Source organism: uncultured Eubacterium sp. (genome assembly GCF_937958975.1).
In the GTDB taxonomy this organism is placed as follows: Bacteria; Bacillota; Clostridia; order Lachnospirales; family Lachnospiraceae; genus Eubacterium_G.
In genome coordinates this window covers 19,374-39,147 of sequence record NZ_CALGRE010000017.1, presented here as the reverse complement: position 1 = coordinate 39,147, position 19,774 = coordinate 19,374, and the positions used below count along the sequence as shown (strand labels likewise).

17 protein-coding genes and 1 pseudogene are annotated in these 19,774 nt (G+C 34.1%); 2 read left to right on the top strand and 16 right to left on the bottom strand.

What is annotated here, in order from left to right; translation table 11 throughout:
* Positions 1–34: 34 nt before the first annotated feature.
* Entirely contained in the window at positions 35–1,006 is a 972-nt protein-coding gene (locus Q5O86_RS03165; RefSeq protein WP_302625699.1) for a serine O-acetyltransferase, read from the bottom strand.
* Positions 1,007–1,220: 214 nt separating this feature from the next.
* Between Q5O86_RS03165 and Q5O86_RS03160 the strand changes: the two genes are divergently transcribed.
* Positions 1,221–2,573, top strand: coding sequence for an MATE family efflux transporter (locus Q5O86_RS03160; RefSeq protein ID WP_302625698.1), 1,353 nt, complete (start codon positions 1,221–1,223; stop codon positions 2,571–2,573).
* 61 nt (positions 2,574–2,634) lie between these two features.
* Here the strand turns inward: Q5O86_RS03160 and aroB are convergent, their stop codons facing one another.
* The 11 genes and pseudogenes from aroB to Q5O86_RS03105 all read right to left on the bottom strand — a co-directional run bounded on the left by aroB (position 2,635) and on the right by Q5O86_RS03105 (position 15,180).
* A complete protein-coding gene (gene aroB / locus Q5O86_RS03155; RefSeq protein ID WP_302625697.1) occupies positions 2,635–3,747 on the bottom strand; it encodes a 3-dehydroquinate synthase in 1,113 nt (370 codons plus the stop codon).
* 29 nt (positions 3,748–3,776) lie between these two features.
* Positions 3,777–4,029: pseudogene (locus Q5O86_RS03150) on the bottom strand (FAD-dependent oxidoreductase); the annotation flags it as partial.
* 21 nt (positions 4,030–4,050) lie between these two features.
* The gene (mutY, locus tag Q5O86_RS03145; protein ID WP_302625696.1) at positions 4,051–5,085 is read right to left on the bottom strand and encodes an A/G-specific adenine glycosylase; all 1,035 of its coding nucleotides are present in this window, start codon (positions 5,083–5,085) and stop codon (positions 4,051–4,053) included.
* Between the two features lie 27 nt (positions 5,086–5,112).
* Positions 5,113–7,368, bottom strand: a complete 2,256-nt coding sequence (locus Q5O86_RS03140; protein WP_302625695.1) for a CotH kinase family protein — start codon at positions 7,366–7,368, stop codon at positions 5,113–5,115.
* Between the two features lie 155 nt (positions 7,369–7,523).
* Entirely contained in the window at positions 7,524–8,660 is a 1,137-nt protein-coding gene (locus tag Q5O86_RS03135; protein ID WP_302625694.1) for a M23 family metallopeptidase, read from the bottom strand.
* Between the two features lie 103 nt (positions 8,661–8,763).
* Positions 8,764–10,110 carry an MATE family efflux transporter gene (locus tag Q5O86_RS03130; protein WP_302625693.1) on the bottom strand — a complete coding sequence of 449 codons (1,347 nt, stop codon included), beginning with the start codon at positions 10,108–10,110 and terminating at the stop codon, positions 8,764–8,766.
* 13 nt (positions 10,111–10,123) lie between these two features.
* The gene (locus tag Q5O86_RS03125; protein WP_302625692.1) at positions 10,124–10,780 is read right to left on the bottom strand and encodes a YitT family protein; all 657 of its coding nucleotides are present in this window, start codon (positions 10,778–10,780) and stop codon (positions 10,124–10,126) included.
* Between the two features lie 143 nt (positions 10,781–10,923).
* A complete protein-coding gene (locus Q5O86_RS03120) occupies positions 10,924–12,054 on the bottom strand; it encodes a DHHW family protein (RefSeq protein WP_302625691.1) in 1,131 nt (376 codons plus the stop codon).
* A gap of 69 nt (positions 12,055–12,123) precedes the next feature.
* Positions 12,124–13,536: an MBOAT family protein gene (locus Q5O86_RS03115; RefSeq protein ID WP_302625690.1), complete on the bottom strand. Its 1,413-nt coding sequence runs from the start codon at positions 13,534–13,536 to the stop codon at positions 12,124–12,126.
* Positions 13,537–13,553: 17 nt separating this feature from the next.
* On the bottom strand, positions 13,554–14,039 hold the full coding sequence (locus Q5O86_RS03110) for a DUF4358 domain-containing protein (protein ID WP_302625689.1): 486 nt from the start codon (positions 14,037–14,039) through the stop codon (positions 13,554–13,556).
* Positions 14,040–14,112: 73 nt separating this feature from the next.
* Positions 14,113–15,180, bottom strand: a complete 1,068-nt coding sequence (locus tag Q5O86_RS03105) for a transglutaminase domain-containing protein (protein WP_302625688.1) — start codon at positions 15,178–15,180, stop codon at positions 14,113–14,115.
* 278 nt (positions 15,181–15,458) lie between these two features.
* On the opposite strand from Q5O86_RS03105, the gene Q5O86_RS03100 reads away from it, so the two are divergent.
* Positions 15,459–16,076: a uracil-DNA glycosylase family protein gene (locus Q5O86_RS03100; RefSeq protein WP_302625687.1), complete on the top strand. Its 618-nt coding sequence runs from the start codon at positions 15,459–15,461 to the stop codon at positions 16,074–16,076.
* Between the two features lie 63 nt (positions 16,077–16,139).
* Here Q5O86_RS03100 and Q5O86_RS03095 read toward each other — a convergent pair whose 3' ends face one another.
* From Q5O86_RS03095 to Q5O86_RS03080, 4 genes are all read right to left on the bottom strand, one after another.
* Positions 16,140–17,081, bottom strand: coding sequence for a DUF1848 domain-containing protein (locus Q5O86_RS03095; RefSeq protein ID WP_302625686.1), 942 nt, complete (start codon positions 17,079–17,081; stop codon positions 16,140–16,142).
* Positions 17,082–17,327: 246 nt separating this feature from the next.
* Positions 17,328–17,534 carry a hypothetical protein gene (locus tag Q5O86_RS03090; protein ID WP_302625685.1) on the bottom strand — a complete coding sequence of 69 codons (207 nt, stop codon included), beginning with the start codon at positions 17,532–17,534 and terminating at the stop codon, positions 17,328–17,330.
* Positions 17,531–17,734 (bottom strand): hypothetical protein, encoded by a 204-nt coding sequence (locus tag Q5O86_RS03085; protein ID WP_302625684.1) that lies wholly within the window; start codon positions 17,732–17,734, stop codon positions 17,531–17,533. The genes Q5O86_RS03090 and Q5O86_RS03085 overlap by 4 nt, the downstream gene beginning before the upstream one ends.
* A gap of 40 nt (positions 17,735–17,774) precedes the next feature.
* A complete protein-coding gene (locus tag Q5O86_RS03080; RefSeq protein WP_302625683.1) occupies positions 17,775–19,772 on the bottom strand; it encodes an AlwI family type II restriction endonuclease in 1,998 nt (665 codons plus the stop codon).
* Positions 19,773–19,774 lie beyond the last annotated feature (2 nt).

Genomic DNA, 19,774 nt, shown 5'->3' with positions numbered 1-19,774 from the left:
TATAGCACTTTTGGAAAAAATTGTTATAAATAAATTATATTATATAAAACCAACTCTCATCCTGTTCTAAATCAGTAACTTCAATGCCTGAGGTTTCCTTGGTATTCCTGCCTGTTTTATAATTTAATTCCTGATTTTTAATACTTACTCTCGTTTCCGGTGCAATAGAACTGGTGATAAATGCATTACTTCCGATTACAGAATTTTTTCCGATTATAGTCTCGCCCCCAAGCACTGAAGCACCGGAATATATTGTGACATTATCTTCAATTGTAGGATGTCTTTTGACGCCTTTCAACTTCTGACCACCTCTTGTAGATAATGCACCAATAGTCACTCCCTGATAGACTTTTACATTTTCGCCAATAATAGTAGTCTCACCCACAACGATACCTGTACCATGGTCCATAAAAAAATATTTTCCTATCGTTGCTCCCGGGTGTATATCAATGCCGGTCTTACTATGCGCATGCTCTGTCATAATTCTTGGAATCAGTGGCACCGACAATTCAAACAATTCATGGGCAATACGGTTTACCGTAATCGTATAGAGACCCGGATAGGATAAGATGATTTCATTTCTGTTAAAAGCTGCCGGGTCACCATCAAAAGCTGCCTGCACATCAGTCTCTGTATATTCCCTTATCTTAGGTATTTTTTTAAAAAATTCTAAAGTAATCTGCTCTGCCTTATCATTCATTTTGATTTCTTCTACATCTTTGTTTTCCGGCATCTGTCTGAGTGCGATAGAAATCTGTCTGTTTAAATTAAACATTACGTCCTCTAACAAAACGGTAAGTCGGCTGTCTAAATTATAAAAACGATAGGTCTTCTCACGAAAAAAACCCGGAAAAACTATTTTTAACATCTTATCTAAAATATCCACAACCACTTCCGTATCGGGCTGGTCAAAAAGCTCTATATGATTAATTGTTCTATCATCTTTATAATCTTCCAATAAATTTCCAACAATACTTTTTATGTCATTTTCAAATTTATTTCTCATACTATTAACTCCTAACAAAAATTCTCTATTTATAATACTATCATAAATTTATCTTAATGTATATTTCAAAGAATTTTCCTAAAACATCTGGACGAACATTTTCCATAGTGATAAAATGTAGTAAGTTAAATTTTTAAGGGGGAGAAAGTATGAGGCGAAAATACTTTCTCCTCATGCTACATTTTAGGAAATAATCCTAAAATGTTCAAATATTATGAAACAATCAACAATTGATAACCGCGCTTTTTTTAAGCAGATTTTAATTCTTGGGGCGCCTGTTGCCCTGCAAAATCTCTTTCAGGCATTGGTAAACATGCTTGATGTCTTTATGATTGGCCAGCTTGGCGCCGCCGAGATAACAGCTGTGGCTATGGGTTCCGGTTGGATTGGTCTTCTATTCTATTTATTTAATGGTATCACCGCTACCGGTGGAGTTTTCATTGCACAATATTGGGGAAAAAAGGATATCAATGAAATACACCATTATATGGGACTCATGTTTATACTCAACCTGTCTTTTGCAATTATTTTTGCGATATTTACTGCAAATTTTTCTGACACAATAATGCTTTTATACTCAAAAGACCCTGAAGTTATTGCACTTGGCAGTCTGTATATGAAAATAATGAGTATTTCATGTGTACTAATCGGTCTTATCAATGTTTGCTCTATTTCATTAATTAGCACGGAACGAACATTTATTACCATGCTTGGCACCATTATTTCACTTTCGACCAATCTCATTTTAAATTACATACTTATTTTCGGAAACTTTGGCGCACCCAAACTGGGAATTAAGGGAGCTGCAATCGCAACCATTGCAGCCCTAACCACACAAATGTTTTTCCTGTATGGTATTTCATTTATCAAACGCTTTCCGATATGTGCACCTATAAAGGAATATTTTCGCTTTACGCTTTCCGATGTAAAAAAATATTTTCATTATGGTGCATTCCTTATTCTATGTGAAATTGTCTTTGCCATTGGAAACAATATTTATAATATCGGTTATAAATATACCGGAACCGCTGCACAGGCAGCTCTCCAAATTGTAAACACATTCCAGGGACTTGCGATGATTTTATCACAGGGGATAGGCACTGCTGCCGGAATTATGCTCGGCAAACTATTAGGCGAGAACAAACTGGAAACAGTCAAAATATATAGCAGACGATTTATGGTAATTATACCCGCAGTAGCGCTTGTTCTGTCAATCATCATAGCGCTGTCTTCACCTCTTTTACTTCAAATGTTTAATGTAGGGGAAGTATCCATTGACTATGCCAGAAAAATGATGATTATTTTTGCAATTACCATGCCTTTGAGAGCTGAAAATTTTGCCATTGTTGCAGGCATTCTGCGAAGTGGTGGGGACAGTCTCTACTGTTTCCTGGCAAACTTCGTTGGCAATTGGCTTGTCGGCATTCCTATGGTTTTCCTTGGTGCCGTCGCACTACAACTCCCTGTTTATTGGGTTTACTTGATGGTTGCAGCCGACGAAATTGGAAAGATGGTCGTTGGCATGCCTCGCGCCCTGTCTTACAAATGGGTAAAGAATTTAACATAAAAAAGGTGGTATATATTTTAGCAGAATATATACCACCTTTTTATCATTCTATTTACCCGATTCACATTTCCATAATAATATCTCTTGCCACTGATTCTTCAATTGGAGTTGCAAACACTCCTTTTTCAAACTCAACAATATCTCCAATTCCTTTTTGAATTACAAATCTTAATTTACCATCTCTCACTTTTTTATCTGTATATAATTTTTTCACCAATGCTTCCCTATCAATATATTCCGGAATCATAATAGGAAGCCCTGCCCTCTCAAGCAGTCTCACAACCCTTACACGTTCCTCCTCAGTAATATATCCCATTTTCTTTGCAAGATTGACTTCTGCTACCATTCCAATAGAAAGCGCTTCTCCATGTAACAGCTTATAATCACTTACCGTCTCTATCGCACGCCCTACCGTATGTCCTAAATTTAAAACCTCTCTGAGTCCACTTTCTCTCTCATCCTTCATTACCACTTCATATTTTACTTTGCAGTTTTCCTGTGCAATCTTCTCACAGACTTCTTTCTCCACGAACAATATATCCTCTATATTGTTTTCGAGATACACAAAAAAGTTTTCATTGGCAATACATGCATGTTTTATTGTCTCTGCTAAGCCACTGGAAACCTGTCTTCTTGGAAGAGTTTTCCACGTTGCAATATCTAAATATACTTTTTCAGGCTGATTAAATAATCCGATAAGATTTGTTGCCAGCGGTGTATCTACCGCTGTCTTTCCACCGACCGATGCGTCCGCTGCTGCTAAAAGTGTTGTGGCATAGTTAATAAATGGAATACCTCTTCCATATGTACCGGCCACAAATCCGGCTAAATCTGTTACAACACCACCACCTACGGCAATAATACAGCAGTCTCTTCTATAACCTTTGGAAAGCATTGTATCTTCCACATATTCTTTCGTCTCCCTGGTCTTACTTTTCTCTCCCTCCTGAAATACAATCAAATCAGCAGTATAGCCTGCACTTAATAACATCTTATAAATATTTTCAGCATATAAATTTTTAACAATCGAATCTGTAACTACCACAAATTTATTGATTTTTCCCACCAAGCCGTTTTTTATATCCGAAATTAATTTCTCTTCTAATCCAAAACCAATCTCTATCTCATAACTGTCATCCACTACCTTCTTTAATTCAACATTAAATGTACTCATGTCTTATCCTTTCCGTTATTCTTTATTATTTAAATGTCCATATGTTTTACGATATTTCCGGCAACATACACTCCACTCGCCGAAGCATGGGATAGCGAATGTGTAACACCACTTCCATCTCCTATAATATACAATCCTTTAGGCCTGCTTTCAAGCTCATTATTCAGTTCTACTTCCATATTATATTTCTATAATACCTCCAATATTCTTTTGGGAAGTACAAGACTTAAATCCCCCCGAAGTCGCTGACAATGTCGGTGTGACCAGTCCTTCCTCAATCCTTTATTACCCTATCCACATGTATTACAAACATTTTCGAAAAGCTGTAGGCAGAGGGATTTCATTCTGCAATTCTTCTGCTGAAAACCACTCATAAGACTCTGTATCTGCCCGGCACTCCACCTTGTAACAACACATATTCCATTCTAAATGGGTAAATATATGTTTTACTTTTTTGTATTTTTGAATCTGAATCATCTCTACGCCTTTATCATTCAGCCATTTTTGAATCTCGGCATCATTCATTCTTATGTCTATATTCGGAAATTCATACAAACCGGCAAGAAGCCCTTCTCCCTGTTTTTTTTGCACGGCAATTTTACCATTACAATATAGCAGTAATACGGTTTTATTTATCTTTTTTCTTTTTATTTTCTGCTTTTTAACCGGATATTTATCCCAACTGCTATTTTCAAATGCCTTACACCCGTTATTCAATGGGCACTCTTTGCATTTTGGTACTCCATTTGGAATACATACCATTGCCCCTAACTCCATAAGACTCTGTGTAAATTGGCTACAATGACTGTGGGGATAAATCCTTTCCAGTTGTTCTTTGACCTCATCCCTAAACTTTTCATCCCCTATATCGGAATCTGATTCACAAATTCTAGAAATAACCCGAAGAACATTGCCATCTACTGCCGCATATGGCATCCCAAATGCAATAGAGCTGATTGCTCCCGCTGTATATTTCCCAATACCCGGAAGCTGTATGATTTCTTTATATTCTTTCGGAAACTCTCCATTATATTTATCACGGATTATCTCCGCAGATTTTTTCAAATTCCTCGCCCTGGAATAATAACCTAATCCCTCCCAAAGCTTTAAAACCTTTTCCTCTTCTGCATCTGCCAAATCCTTAATGTGTGGAAAAGCTTTCATAAAACGATTATAATATGGAATAACGGCTTCCACCCTGGTCTGCTGCAGCATTATCTCTGAAATCCATACACGATATGGCTGCACATCTACTCTCCACGGAAGTTCACGCGCCTTTTTGCCATACCATTGAAGCAACGGCTCAACAATCCATTCCAAAGTTTTATCTTCTCTCATCTAAACTTTTTCCCCTGTAATGTTAATTTATACTTTCTTACTGAAAGAAACTCTTTTCTTTCCTGACCATTTGCCATAATATTTTTTTCCATTTCTTATGGTATATGCTCTCACTTTTACATAATATTTTTGATTCTTTTTAAGCTTTTTTATCACAATCTTTGTTTTGTGCGAATATTTTGTGACCGTATTTTTCTTTTTAAAACGTCTGTTTACACAAACTTTAACCTGATAGCCTTTCGCACCTTTCACTTTCCGAATCATTAACTTTGCTTTTTTTGCCTTCTTCTTTTTCGTTGCATATATAATTTTTACTTTTCCCGGTCTCTTTACTTTAATCTGCATCGGTTTTTGATTCTGTGAAGGAGGTGTTGTAACAGGTGGTACGATTGAATTTCCAGCTGTTGTTTCCTCTTCGATATTTCCTTCGATAACAACTGATTTTACCAGTCTGGCATTTGTAATTTCAACACTTCCCTTTGATACTCCACTTGTTCCCACATGCATATGCACACCAGAACTATATTTACCGATATCCAAACCTGATTTTTTCAAATCAATCACTGCCATGCTATTATTTTCCACAAGCGGAATTGCCCTTCTGTCAGCAGATACAAAATAACAATCATATGCCATATTTTTAAACCAATATATCCCTGAATGTATTTCATTGCTTTTTCCGGCATTTCCCACAAATTCCAATCTTAAGGTGGAAATGTCTCCTGAATAATTCAACACCAAATATTTATATTCTGAATTTGCCTGCCCTTTAAAGGTTACATAGCCGAGCCATTTATAATCTTCATTCCACGAATATGAACCAATCATTGACTGTGTACCATTCACATTCCCCTTTAAAATGATATCATCTTCTGACTCTGTGACAACAACCTTCGCATGATTCTTTTTTGCCGGCGGCTGTTCCTTTACAAATTGTTTCTTCAAATATTCATTTCTATTTGTTAGCCATGTTCTTAAAAACTCTACGGATTCAGAATAAGTCTTCCAACCGGAATATCTGGCATAACTTATGGAATCTGCACTATCCGGTTTTGATATACTCCAGCCTGCACCTCCCGATGAAATAGAAGCATAATTCCTGGCAAATGAATTTGCATATGTATTTATAATACCATTCATTGAGTTTCCCTCAGTGCCGCTAATAAGATTAGATATCACAGGTTGAATCTCCTTATATCTTTTGCTTACCATATTATAAAATTCCGGAATGTCCATAAATTTTTTAAACCACTCAAACTGCTGGCACCAAAGCCCTGTGTAACTCACGCCTTTTTCATAATATGTTTTATAAAAAGTCGGATGTGCATTTCCACTGGATAAATCCAAATCCCACAGAGGTCCGGCATATAACTTACCCTCTTTGATGTAAAATCTTGTAGAACTATAATTGAAATCAACATTTTTAAATAATTCATTTACTATGTAGAAATTCACAAAAGAGTCTATATCCACAAAACTATTTAAGTTCTCGAAATCACCATCCTCCAGCAATCTTTCAAAACGGTTTAAAAAGCTGACGGTCTGTTTATAATGATTTGTTTCTACATCAAGTCCTTCCGGCTCGCCCACCGCAAAACGGATTCCATATCTTGCCGTTCTAAGATAAGACTGACCCTCTTCCGTTCTATCATACTCTTTTTCAAGAAGTATATCATTCTCATTCTCTGTATCAATATCAACTCTGTCTTTTCCTACTCCTACAGATTCAATTAAAAGATAATTTCCATAATATTTATCATTGATATACAAATCTACAAACGTACTTTTACTTGTATACATTAATCCCAGTTCTGTGGCAAATTCCATCGCTAATCTGTTTCTAATAAGTGATTTGTCAAAAGCATTGGCTAAAAGGCTCCATTTCTTTGCTTTTCCCATGCCAAAAACATTTTGTGCAGTAGAGAATGATATATTAAAAGGTTTCTTATCCGCTGCCGCAGTAGAATTTCCGCGTACCTTAATCGTCCCCTTTTGTTCTATTGTATCATATACAATATCATCCTCAAACGCATCTCCTCCTGCCTTATCCATCACCACAATATCTGCGGCAACCTTTTTTTCTTTCGTTATCGGTGAACCATCTGTTTTTACATAAATAGTCCTAATATCTGGTGCGGCTGACGCTTTCACTACACCACTTAATTCAGTTCTTTTTTCACTTATTTCATTTTCTTTTGCCCCAATCCCTATAGAAGAAGTCATCCATACCTCTGATGCGATAAACACTATCGCCATCACTACTATTATCGTTTTTTTTAACATGTACTTTTCCCCCTCTCCTTCGTAATTTTTTCATTATTATTTTAACATAAATGCTTTCATAGTAAAACAGCCAGAGGACATATTATCTGTCTCCGGCTGCTTTTATTCCATTTATTATTTAATTGTTTGTATTGTCAAAAAACCATCCAATATTTTTATTTTTTCATATATTTTTGTGCTTCCAAATCTCTAAACGGTACTACTCGTTGTCTCTCTTTCGTATTCTCATCCTTAACCGTCTCTGATTGGTTCTGATATAGAAATCTTACCAACGGATAGACATCAACCCAAATCTGATTATTTCCCTCCCTCTGAGACTCATCAAATATAAGTTGTAATCCAAAATGAAGATGATACTCATCTATATTATTTACATTCTCTTTTGCACTATAACCTGTTCTTCCAATATAACCAATCACATCTCCCGCTTGAACCACACTGCCTTTTTTCAACCATTTTGCGAAAGGAAAATCTTTTCTCAAATGTGCATAATAATAATACCTTTTTTTATCAAAACTATTAATTCCAATTCTCCAACCACCATATTGGTTCCAGCCCAATTCTGCTACACGCCCTGATTCCACGGCAATAACCGGCGTTCCCACCTGTCCCATCATATCATGTCCCAAATGATTTCTCTTATAACCATAACTCCGTGACGCTCCAAAATCATCATAATCAGAATATGGAAATCCTTTTCCTATCGGATGAAATGCCTTTAAACCATACTTAGTCACCCATGTTGTATCCTCTTTCGTCTCACTAGCCTCAGAAATCTGATATTCTCCCACCATTCCATCAAGAACAGCACCATAAGCCTCTCTGTAATAAGAATAATATTTCATATCTTTCGTAAGCTGTTCCATCGTTGTTTTTCCCTCACATAATGCCACCGCTGCTTTTTCCATATCCTCCGGTTTATAATTTCTAAAATCCCCTCCGTATTTTGCTCCTAAATAAGACAATAACTCTACAAAATGAAGGGGAATGTCAGTATTATGAGTATTTATATCATATTCATATGCCTGTTGCATTGCTTCCTTTGTCACATGAAATTCTACCCATTTAATATATTTCTTTTCTTCGCTTTCTGTTACTTTCGTCTTTTCTTCTGTAATTTTATCCTTTACTTTTTCTATTGTCTCTACCTGTGCATTTACCTCGCTTGAATCCCCTCCCGGATATTTCTTTATAGAATTTCCTACTATACTGATTCCACCAATTAATATAATAAAACCGGTAACTACCAGATGACTTCTCTTAATAAAAACAACTCCCGATTTTTTTTGCATATGTAAACTCCTATAAAGGTTTCACAACAGTATATGCAAATGTTATTGTTTTTTTTCTTATTCAATGTATTTCGATAATTAATTTTTAATAAATCTTTTTTTCTTAGATTCTGACTCTTTTTTTTACAAAAATGAATGAAATAATAATTGCTATTACTGTTATTGCCCAACTGGATGGATATACCATCATCAAACTTTCAAAAGTAAGTGTCCTCTGAAATACCGTATATATCCACAAAATGCGGAAGCCACATATTCCCAAAACACATACGCATGCTGGAACAAATGAATACCCAAGCCCACGCATACATCCCGATAATACTTCTATTGTCATATTAATCAGCTCAAAGGTGAGAATATATTTTATTCTGATAATTGCTAACTCTGCAACCGCCGTGTCTGATGTAAATATTCCTACAAGTGGTCTCGAAAATATAATAAAAATACCACATGTCACGATTGTAGATACCATTCCCAGTACCAAACAGCTTTTTACAACCCTTCTGCATCTCTCCCTGTTTCCTGCACCATAATTTTGACTGATAAAAGTAACTCCTGCCTGACTAAAAGAACTCAAAACAAAGTACGCAAAATACTCATAATTCAAGGCTGCTGCTGACGCTGCAACCGCCACAGACCCAAGACCATTTAGCGCTGACTGTATTATCACATTAGAAAAAGAGAATACCATCCCCTGCACTCCAGCCGGAACTCCAATCTTAGCCATACTCTTAACAATATTGACACTAATTTTTAGACACTTTATTTCAAAACGAAAAGCACCCTTTTCCTTTTTGAGCCAATATAACAAAATTGATGAACTAATTATATTTGAAATAACCGTAGCAATAGCAACACCCTCTACATTCATGTGTAATACGACAACAAAAAACAAATTTAACAGAACATTTACAATTCCTGAAACAGTTAAAGCTAATAATGGTCTTTTTGTATCACCCTTACTCCTGAAAATTGAAGCAGTAAAATTATACAGCATTATAAACGGCATACCTGAAAAATATATCCGTAAATATTTTACTGCCAAGTCAATAATATTCTCAGGCGTAGACATTGCCGTCAATATCGTTTTTGCAAAAGTAATTCCAATTATCATCAATAATAATCCACTCAAAATTGCTATTAAAATTGAAGTATGTACAGCCTTTTTTATGTTTTGTTCTTCGCCTTTTCCAATAAAAGTAGATATCACAACATTCGCGCCTACGGATAATCCGACAAACAAATTGACCAGCAAATTAATTACTGCTCCGTTTGCTCCTACAGCTGCCAATGCCTCACTTCCTGCAAATTTCCCGACAACCGCCACATCCGCAGAATTAAATAATTGCTGCAAAATACTGCTGGCAGCCAATGGTAAAGCAAACAATATTATTTTATCTATTAAAGAACCATTCAATATATCTATTTCTCTATTTTTTGTTCGAGACATCTTCTCCCTCCATTTATGAACATTTTAATATACTCTCCAACGGTCTTTTTAAAATATAAGTAAAAATTTTCACCACTATACCTGTAAATAAAGCACTCAGTATGGTTCCCTCTCTTGTTCCTACTATATTCCCTTTAAAAAATAACAATGATAATATAATAGAGAATATTACACAAAACACATCAAATCCAATTTTTATATTTCCAAAATTCTTATCTGTCTTATCTGAAACAGCTTTGACAAATGCTTCGCCGGAATTCATAATCACATTGGCAATAACCGATAGCGAAATTCCAAATCCCAAAATTATAATTCCGCCTATCACCAACACCAAGCGGGTAACGTAATTATTTACAGGAATCAACGCTACACACCACATGCCAAAATCTGTAAAATATCCAAAGACAAAGGATAGTGGTATCTGTAATAGTTGTATTATTTTAAATTCTTTTCTGAGTATTAAAATTTGTCCTAAAATTAAAATACAATTCCATATTATTAACCACATTCCCATAGAAAGAAAATCATATTTATAACTTAGTACATTAGCCACCGACGAAATCGGTGATACACCAAGTTCACCGTGCTTTGTCACTGCAACGCCGAAAGCCGAAAAAAACAAGCTCACTATAAATAAAATATATCTTTTTGCAATTTCTCTTTTGTCCATTATGTCTCCACTATGTCATACATTTCTCTAATAACTACCAAACCTATTATAGATTTTTCACCAAAATACGTCAATCATTAGAAATATCATAAAACAAACGGTAGATTTTAAAAACCTACCGTTGCCTTATTTCCTTCTTACTTTTACAGCAAAATCTTATAAATATTATTATCACTTGCAAAGTTACTCATCTCATATAAAAGTAACATCTCTGTAATTTTTTTCTCTTTTATCAATAAATTTAAATTTCCGGCAAAATATCTTAAATCAACCATTGTAATTGTATCGTAATCATCTAAGATATATGGAACAAAACTATTTGCAAAGGAATCTTTTAGTAAAAGAAGATGTTTTCCTTTTGTATTCTTTGTCGTTATATTAACCTGTCCAAAGTTGCCTCCAAAAAAAATCTGGTATTTATCCTTGACCTTCTTTTTTTCCATATCATAAATAGAATCTGTAATTTTTTCACCATTATCGACTTTAACCTGAGCCAAATCTGATGGTGCGTAAATGATATCTCCCTCTTTTTTGATATCCATTACTTTAGAATATAATGTTCCATAAAAATTATCAGTCAGCTTTTGTATAGTAAAATTTTTCGCTTTTCTACAGTGAGACTTAGAAAATTGTTTATAGCCAATATACGCCCCAAAAGCAGTCCAGTGATGGTCGGTCTTGTAATACATTTCTGTATTCGCAAACATATGGTATTCTTTTGCACCATCTTTGAGACTCTTTTCCAATTCAATAACTTTTTCACTTCCAAATGTATTCTTTACTTCTTCGGCTAATCTGTCATAATCATAGACCCTCGCTGCTTTCGGAAGGTATTGTGACAGTATATTTCCCGCTCCGGGAACCAGCATCACTCTAAACTCTATATTCTCATAGTCTTGAATAAAAGTATTTATAAATTGTAAATTTTTTTTAAACCTCTCTTTATGAATATCATTATCCGTTATTTTTTCAAAATAAAATCCATTTTTTCCGATATATGCGTCATTGATATTTTTGATTCCCGTACTCTTTTTAATTACAGTGGCACTCACCATCAACTGATTGCGAAATGGTATTTGGTCGCTCATAAATTTCTCCATATCGTTCTGGAAATCTTTCAATAGTATCCGTTCAATACTTATATTTGGCTTTCCTACCAGGTATCTGTTTTCGTCAGCAGAAAATAAAATATCCTTTGAAAAAATCGTAAAAGCTCCAACCCCCATAAAAAATGTCATAATTATAATTATAAACATCATATTTATCTTTTTCATTTTGTTATTTCCATTCTACATTTATTTCGCATAATATTCGCCCCGATTTTTTATTTTAGCTGTTCCTATTTAAAACCTAAAATATAAGAAAGGATTATAGGAATCCCCAACCAAAAACGCAATTGATACAATAAGCACAAAAACACACAGACAATTTTTTATTATTAATTTTACATTATTATTTAAATTTAGTTTTAAAAACAGCCTGCGAACAATTCTCATCGGAACAGATGTTGCCAATATTGCAGCAATAATAAAAAGAACACCATAACTTATCATATAATATTCTGACATACCGCCTGCAATACCTTCTCCCAATCCAAACATTGCTTTCAAAACGCTGCACATAACGTTTAAATCTGTACAGGCAAATATTACCCATCCTATTACCACAAACAAAAGTGTATAGATATGTCTCAATAATTGGGGCCACCTCTCCATCCATTTGAGCAAAAATAATTTTTCGAGCATTAATAGGATAAAATAGTATACGCCCCACAAAATAAAATTCCATCCGGCACCATGCCAAAAACCGGTAAGAAACCATACGATAAATAAATTAATAACCTGTTTTTTTACACCATTTCTATTTCCTCCAAGAGGAATGTATATGTACTCCCGAAACCATGTTCCAAGTGTTATATGCCATTTTCTCCAAAATTCAGTTATACTTCTTGATTCATATGGATGCTTAAAGTTTTCCGGAATTGTAAAACCAAACATATGACCAAGGCCAATTGCCATATCCGAATATCCCGAAAAATCAAAATAAATTTGTAGCGTAAAGGCAATCGCCCCAATCCATGCAAGACTTGTTGAAAAACTTGTCATGCTCTCGATTTCATCCCATAATATTCCAATTTGATTGGCAATTATTATTTTCTTTGCCAGCCCCATTATAAATCTTCGAATACCGGCAGCTATTTCATCTACATTCTCATCGCGGCTGTCAACCTGATTTTTAATATCACTATATCTTACAATCGGACCTGCAATCAACTGTGGAAACATGCTTACATACATACCGAAATTAATCATATTTTGCTGAGTCTGAACCACTCCCCTATATACATCAATTGTGTAAGACAATGTCTGAAAAGTATAGAATGATATTCCTATTGGAAGCGCTAAACCAAGGCTATCTATCGATAATCCAAACAGCCCGTTTATATTACCCACAAAAAAATCTGTATATTTAAAAAACATTAATAATCCCAAGTTTACTACAATGGATAAAATTAAAATTACCTTACATATCTTTTCTTTCTCTTGTTTTCTACATTTTTCAATTAGCCTTCCGTTCTCATAATCAAACACCGTAGAAAATAACATTATAAAAATATATATCGGTTCCCCCCATGCGTAAAATAGGAGACTCGCCAGAAACATTATTGTATTCCGCAATTTTTTCGGTAAAATATAATATAATATGAAAACTATTGGTAAAAATAAAAATAGAAAAATAGCGCTGCTAAAAACCATTGTCTTACCTCAATTAGTTACTCTTTCATTATCTTTTCAAACTCCGCCTTTATTTTGGACAACTCATCTGCTATTACTAATACAACATATTTTCCATCAGAAAATACCAAACCTTTTTCAACCCTGTCTGCCTCGTCAGGTTTATAATTTTGAAACATTATCTTTCTGTCCTGCATATGATTGCGAAGGCTTTCTTTTGCTTCCTCTGCATATTTACTTTTTTTTAATTTTATAACCGCTACTTCATCTGCTTTTCCCTCACTAGAATAGGCATAAAAGTAGTCTTCTACATGGCTATAATCTATATCAGACAAAGACGAAAATAGACTTTCTGTATTTTCACTACTGCCATGAATTATCGACATTTCCGGAAGCTTTTTCCCAACACTCAGCATCTGCTTCTGCATATCCTCCATTGTAATATTAACTTCCTTCTCACCCTCACAGGCTGCCATCATAAGGATAGCAACTAAAAACAATGCCATGAACAAAAATCTCTTCATAAAACGCTCCTTAAACTATATTGTTAGAAACTTGCAACAGTCAAATTACAAATTTATCATTTTATCTTCTATATTACTCGTCTATGTCATCCGGATTTGAATAATCTTCAAAAGCTTTGTTTACTGCCTTTCTAACCTTTTTTGCCACTTCCTCAGACAAATTTTCCATATCCTCTGTTGCCTCTGGCGTAGCATAAATACATAAAATTCGTTCCTGCTCATCATTTTCAACCCACTTGTATGAAATCATTACACTATCCATTGTATAGTCTTCAATACTTAACATCATTGCTTCTACAATATCTTTGGTCTCGTCAGACATATTCTTTCCCAAATTTAAAAACAGATTTTCCGATTTATCATCAACCACTTTTCGCACTCTCTTCGGAATTTTATAAACATCTGTTTCTTTTTGATTATTCATGCAGGCATAATTATATTTGACTCCCGCTGCTGCCGGGAAAAACTCTCTATTCCACTCATAGCTCTCCAAACACATCTCATCATTTAAGTTAAAGTTTGCAAAATTCTCAGAATTGACATCCGAATAAGCATCGACAAAATACCAGTCATCCTCTAATTTTACTTCATTCCAACTGTGGGATAAATCCGTACTATGTACAACTTTACAATCTATTTTCATCATCTGCATAAACAATCTAAATGTTGTTGCATATCCTACGCACACTGCCTTTTGATTTTTAAGCACTCCATTCGGAGTCGAAAGTTCATCCTTCTTTTTCTGAACTGCTGCCATTCCGCTTTCGTCTATTTTTATATTTTTAATCATCCACTGATAAACCGCTAATTCTTTTTCATAATCCGTCATATTATCCTTCGTAATTTCTTTCAATATCTTATCCGCCAAATCAATGGTTTCTTTATCTTCGCTTTTTAATTTTTCAACCGTTCCATTCACATATGCGTCTGACAACTCCTTCGTTGACTTTATTTTGTATTCACTTGCTATTATGACATCATCTTCCTGTGCAATATCTTCGGTAATTCCAATAGCCTTATCTATTTTACTGTCTATTTTACCCAACTGTTTCGCCATATTCGTCGTAAACACTATGCTAACACTCAATAATGTTATAATCCCCGCTGTAACAATTCCTGCTGCAATATACTTCTTACGCATAATCCTGTCTCCTTCTGGTATAAAAATTTTTCCACATCGCGCTTTTCCATGTTTTTTTATATTAGACGTATCAAAGAATCAAAAAGTTTCATTTCCTGCAACTAACTTTATTTTTATCCTATCAAATTAATTTGCTTTTTCTAATTTCACCTCCGATTACATCATCTATAATTATATCTCTTGCAACGACAAAACACTACAAATTGTTTCTTAACTTTTTTTGACATCTATGTTACAATATTTACATTTCAAAATTATATATCAAAGGAATTTATATTATGTCATCTTTCAATCAACCATCAAATTTAAAAGCAAAAGAATTTATAAACTTACAAAAGCAGATTAACAATTGTAAACATTGTCAATCTGCTTTTGGTTTTGAGCCTCACCCTATTTTATTCGGTAATTCTAACGCTAAAATCATGCAAATTAGTCAGGCTCCTTCACGCACTGTTCATAATACCGGAAAACCTTTTAACGATGCCAGTGGCAGGCGCCTTCGCTCCGAATGGTACAATATTCCCGATGAAGTATTCTATAATCCTGACAACTTTTATATTGTTTCTATATCCCATTGCTATCCCGGAAAAAATCCAGGAGGCGGTGACAAAAGGCCTCCAAAATATTGTGCAGAAAAATGGCTTTCTCAAGAGCTGAATTTAGTCCAAAATGAAATTTATATTATCATTGGAAGTTTCGCCGCCGAATATTTTTTCCCTAAGAAAAAATTGACCGACCTTGTATTTCAAAATCTTGAAATCAACGGAAAACCAGCCTTTGTACTCCCACATCCTTCACCGCTGAACATGAAGTGGTTTCGAGACTATCCTGAATTTATGGAAAAGCGAATTTTAGATGTGAGAAAAGCCGTGTATACAACACTTGGATTCTATTGATTTTTTAACACTTCAAAATACTGATATGTATTTAATATGGAAGAAATTGAATCTTTCCGGTATCTATGAATCAAAAAAACTTAATTGATGTTCCTTCAATGATTTTATTTTGCGTTCCGTTATTTTATCCTGTTCATCGAGTACACCACACAATATCGGCGACTGTGGATTGTATTTGCTATAACTCCTTGCAACACTTTCTTCGCTATAGTTTGCATAACAGTATTTACAACCATTTTTACATGTATTATATGTGCCAATGTCTACACTTTCCATACAACCACAATCCTCACGCTGATTGCTGTCTTTTTCCACTTTAAGCCTGCATCCAATTATATTTTCTATGAGCGCTTTATCAATACAACAATTGTGTTCAATACCGCACTCATCCAAATCTATACTCTCAGCACAACTACCTATGGACATTCCATTTTCCTTTGCGATATCAGCTATTTTCTTTGCAAAATCCAATAATTCATTTTTATCAATCTTATACAAATCCAGTAATTCCATATTTTTCTTATTCTTTGCATATACATCTACAAAGCTTATAACACACTTCTCTGTATATCCTTTAAGTTCTGTTGCAATTTGTTCAAAAGCTTTTAAATGGTATTTCTGAGTATACTTCTTTGTAAAAATAATAGGATCATATCTCCATATTACCTTTTGCATTCCAATCTTTTTTGATAACTCCTGAAATACACGAACCATCTTTTCCTTTTTATGCGGAACATTACACTCTATATCTTTTCCATATCCGGTCAATGTAAACTGAAAATAGTAATCATATAAATCAAGTTCATCCAGTCTGCTAAACATTGGCTCTGGATTTTTTGTCCAAAAAACAATGCAATCAATCACCTCCGGTGTTATAGTAATTTTGCTTACTTGATGTGCGTTCATTGGATTTCTGACATACACAAACCCGGCCTTTATTCTATTAAAAAACCACTCTGAATAATAATTGGGAATGTCAGTTCTGCGACTTACGCTTAATATCATTGTTATTCTCCTTACCTTTTTTCTTGAAGCTATTGTTGCATGTAAGTTTTGCATGGTGGACTGCCGAGGGCATTCCACGACTTCTCTGTACTTACAACTGCGTATATAGCGTTAATCAAAAGGAACTAATTACAAACCAAAAATAAGTTCATTGTCGTATATCTCTCAATGTATATATTTCCTGTGGTATTATAGATTTAGTCTTTTTATAAACATCTGCTTGAAAACTTTTTGTTATCACCGCAACTACATAAGATACAATGCAACTAATTGAATATCCACAATCTTCTTAAAAAGTCTGTCTAAACTGCTTTTTACATTGTTTATATCTTTAAATGTATTTATTACCAAGCCATCTGCAATATTTAACAATAATAGTCTATGATTTACATTTGTATCACCATAATTTTCTAATTTAAGATAATATAAAGCATTTACAACAGATTTAGTCATTTTTTATCAGATATTACTGTATTCCAAAATCTGTCATATTCTTCTAAAACTTCCATTGATAATTTTCTTTCTAATCTTCCTATCAATTCTGAACAATACCACTTTTTATCCATCTTGAGAAATACAAGTTTGATGAGTTCTTTGTAATTCTTTATATTTCCATCCATATCATATGATATAGTATCATAAAGGAACAGCACTTTCCAAACAAGCCAAAATACCTCCTCCTATTATCCACTCTTATATCTCCTGTACATTATAAAAACTTGTTTCTCTCACAATATTATTCTCATACCATTCTCTCGGTGCTTCACTACTATTGTAAGCCTTGTCCAACATCTTATAAATCTGCGGATATCTAACATCAAATCTAAGTAATGTTTTTAACTCAGAAGTCTGTATCGGTAATATTTTCATTCCAGTTATATAATCTGTTCCAGCGGTGTTGTAGTATTCCATATACCTTCTAGCCCTGAAATCAGATATAACATTTATATTAAGATATGTTGTCACAAATACACAATATGCTTCGTCCTCTGGATGAGTAATACAATACTCACCCAAATGCCTTGATACCGGTTCCATTTCCATTCTTCTTTGATTTGAGCCATCTGCAAGTGTCGCCTCAATCAATAATGTATGTTTAGGATACCAGTCTGTTTTTTCATACTTCCAAACAATATCGGCTTCACCACCACCTGCATGTGTTTTCGGTAACAAATCCGCTTCCAGAGATAAATTCATATAATCAAGTACATCTCCTTCTCTATCACTTATCACATACCATGCAATACCAAGAACATACTCAAAGACTGTTGGAATATCTGCATTATCAGTAACTAGAGCTCTTATTTCGTCATCATGTCTGCTTTCGAAATGGTCAAATAATGTAATAAGGGTATCTTTATCAAACTTATCATCAATAAGCTTATTAAAACGAGCGTATCTTTCATCTTTAATAACCTTACGAGCTGATTCTTTATCTGTGACACTTTTACCAAGCAGTCGACCTAATTTCTGATATAATCTATCCGCATCAATTGCCAAACACGGATGTATAGTTTCGAGTTTTACATTTTCTGAAATCAAATCAGATTTTTCAAATGCAATATCAAGCAAATCATCCGCTATATTTTCTATATAACATTTTGGCAAGACATCAAGTTTTACTTTATCATCCTCAAATAATACAATATCCGTAATCCTAAAATATCTTCTATTCAAATCAAAATAATCCGACAAAGTCGCCTTTGCCTTAAACAAATGCATTATTTTGAAAAACTCTTCATTAAATGTGTCTTCTGCCTTGGCTTGTAATATTGGAACAGTATTTAGCACAGATAATCCCATTCTTGAAATAACACTTCTTGCATTACTACTGAAGAAATACTTACGCCATGCACCACCAACTTTACTATTGGTCAGTTTTTTTGTTGCTTCATATAATTCTAATGCCAAATTATCCTTCGCAAACACAATACTCTTTAATATGTTGTACAAAACATAATATGGTTTATCATACTTTGCACTTTTACGATTAATACCTACATTACATATTAATTCTTCTGTAATTTCTTCTTCCTGCAACAATGCTAATGCCTTTTGATAATTCTCCATTCCCATTAGTACAGATAAAATTGTATCTTCATAATCCATACTACCACTTCGCGAAGAAATAACACATTCAATAACCTTATCCGTTGTTTTTTTATCCACACATAATGGTAATAAATATGTAAATTCATCATATGTAAGAAATTCCACCTTACTTACCACATACAAAAACACCACAAATGGTCTTACATTTTTACCATCAACATCATTTGATGTTTTTAATAACTGCTTAAAATATAGATAACTATCTTTTGGTATTTCGAGCAAATTATCAGACGTAAAATCTCCTGATTTTGCAATCTCAATTAATGCTTCACCAGCTGCTGTTACATTTCTTTCATCGTCTAACAATCCAATATCTCTTAATCCAGATGTTTTCTCTCTTGCATCTTTATCTGGTCTTGGTGCATCACCTTTTACAAATTCCTTGTTCTTAAGAAATTCATAATATTTTGCCTGAAATTTATTATTTCCAGTCCATAACTTTCCTTTGTTTTCCGGAAGATTCCTAAACTCTTTTAATAATTTCATCTGCATTTCAATGTTCATATTGAATTTATCCGTTCTATAGCTCGTTGTTCCAATTGCCCAACAATAACTTTTAAATCCTATTTTAGTTGTCATAC

What these genes read in the sequence shown, in the direction of transcription:
- Q5O86_RS03105 (WP_302625688.1), bottom strand. Translation starts at nt 15,180, where the DNA reads ATGCGTAAGAAGTATATTGCAGCAGGAATTGTTACAGCGGGGATTATA.
- aroB (WP_302625697.1), bottom strand. Translation starts at nt 3,747, where the DNA reads ATGAGTACATTTAATGTTGAATTAAAGAAGGTAGTGGATGACAGTTAT.
- Q5O86_RS03140 (WP_302625695.1), bottom strand. Translation starts at nt 7,368, where the DNA reads ATGTTAAAAAAAACGATAATAGTAGTGATGGCGATAGTGTTTATCGCA.
- Q5O86_RS03100 (WP_302625687.1), top strand. Translation starts at nt 15,459, where the DNA reads ATGTCATCTTTCAATCAACCATCAAATTTAAAAGCAAAAGAATTTATA.
- Q5O86_RS03165 (WP_302625699.1), bottom strand. Translation starts at nt 1,006, where the DNA reads ATGAGAAATAAATTTGAAAATGACATAAAAAGTATTGTTGGAAATTTA.
- Q5O86_RS03135 (WP_302625694.1), bottom strand. Translation starts at nt 8,660, where the DNA reads ATGCAAAAAAAATCGGGAGTTGTTTTTATTAAGAGAAGTCATCTGGTA.
- mutY (WP_302625696.1), bottom strand. Translation starts at nt 5,085, where the DNA reads ATGAGAGAAGATAAAACTTTGGAATGGATTGTTGAGCCGTTGCTTCAA.
- Q5O86_RS03115 (WP_302625690.1), bottom strand. Translation starts at nt 13,536, where the DNA reads ATGGTTTTTAGCAGCGCTATTTTTCTATTTTTATTTTTACCAATAGTT.
- Q5O86_RS03125 (WP_302625692.1), bottom strand. Translation starts at nt 10,780, where the DNA reads ATGGACAAAAGAGAAATTGCAAAAAGATATATTTTATTTATAGTGAGC.
- Q5O86_RS03080 (WP_302625683.1), bottom strand. Translation starts at nt 19,772, where the DNA reads ATGACAACTAAAATAGGATTTAAAAGTTATTGTTGGGCAATTGGAACA.
- Q5O86_RS03130 (WP_302625693.1), bottom strand. Translation starts at nt 10,110, where the DNA reads ATGTCTCGAACAAAAAATAGAGAAATAGATATATTGAATGGTTCTTTA.
- Q5O86_RS03120 (WP_302625691.1), bottom strand. Translation starts at nt 12,054, where the DNA reads ATGAAAAAGATAAATATGATGTTTATAATTATAATTATGACATTTTTT.
- Q5O86_RS03160 (WP_302625698.1), top strand. Translation starts at nt 1,221, where the DNA reads ATGAAACAATCAACAATTGATAACCGCGCTTTTTTTAAGCAGATTTTA.
- Q5O86_RS03095 (WP_302625686.1), bottom strand. Translation starts at nt 17,081, where the DNA reads ATGATATTAAGCGTAAGTCGCAGAACTGACATTCCCAATTATTATTCA.
- Q5O86_RS03110 (WP_302625689.1), bottom strand. Translation starts at nt 14,039, where the DNA reads ATGAAGAGATTTTTGTTCATGGCATTGTTTTTAGTTGCTATCCTTATG.
- Q5O86_RS03090 (WP_302625685.1), bottom strand. Translation starts at nt 17,534, where the DNA reads ATGACTAAATCTGTTGTAAATGCTTTATATTATCTTAAATTAGAAAAT.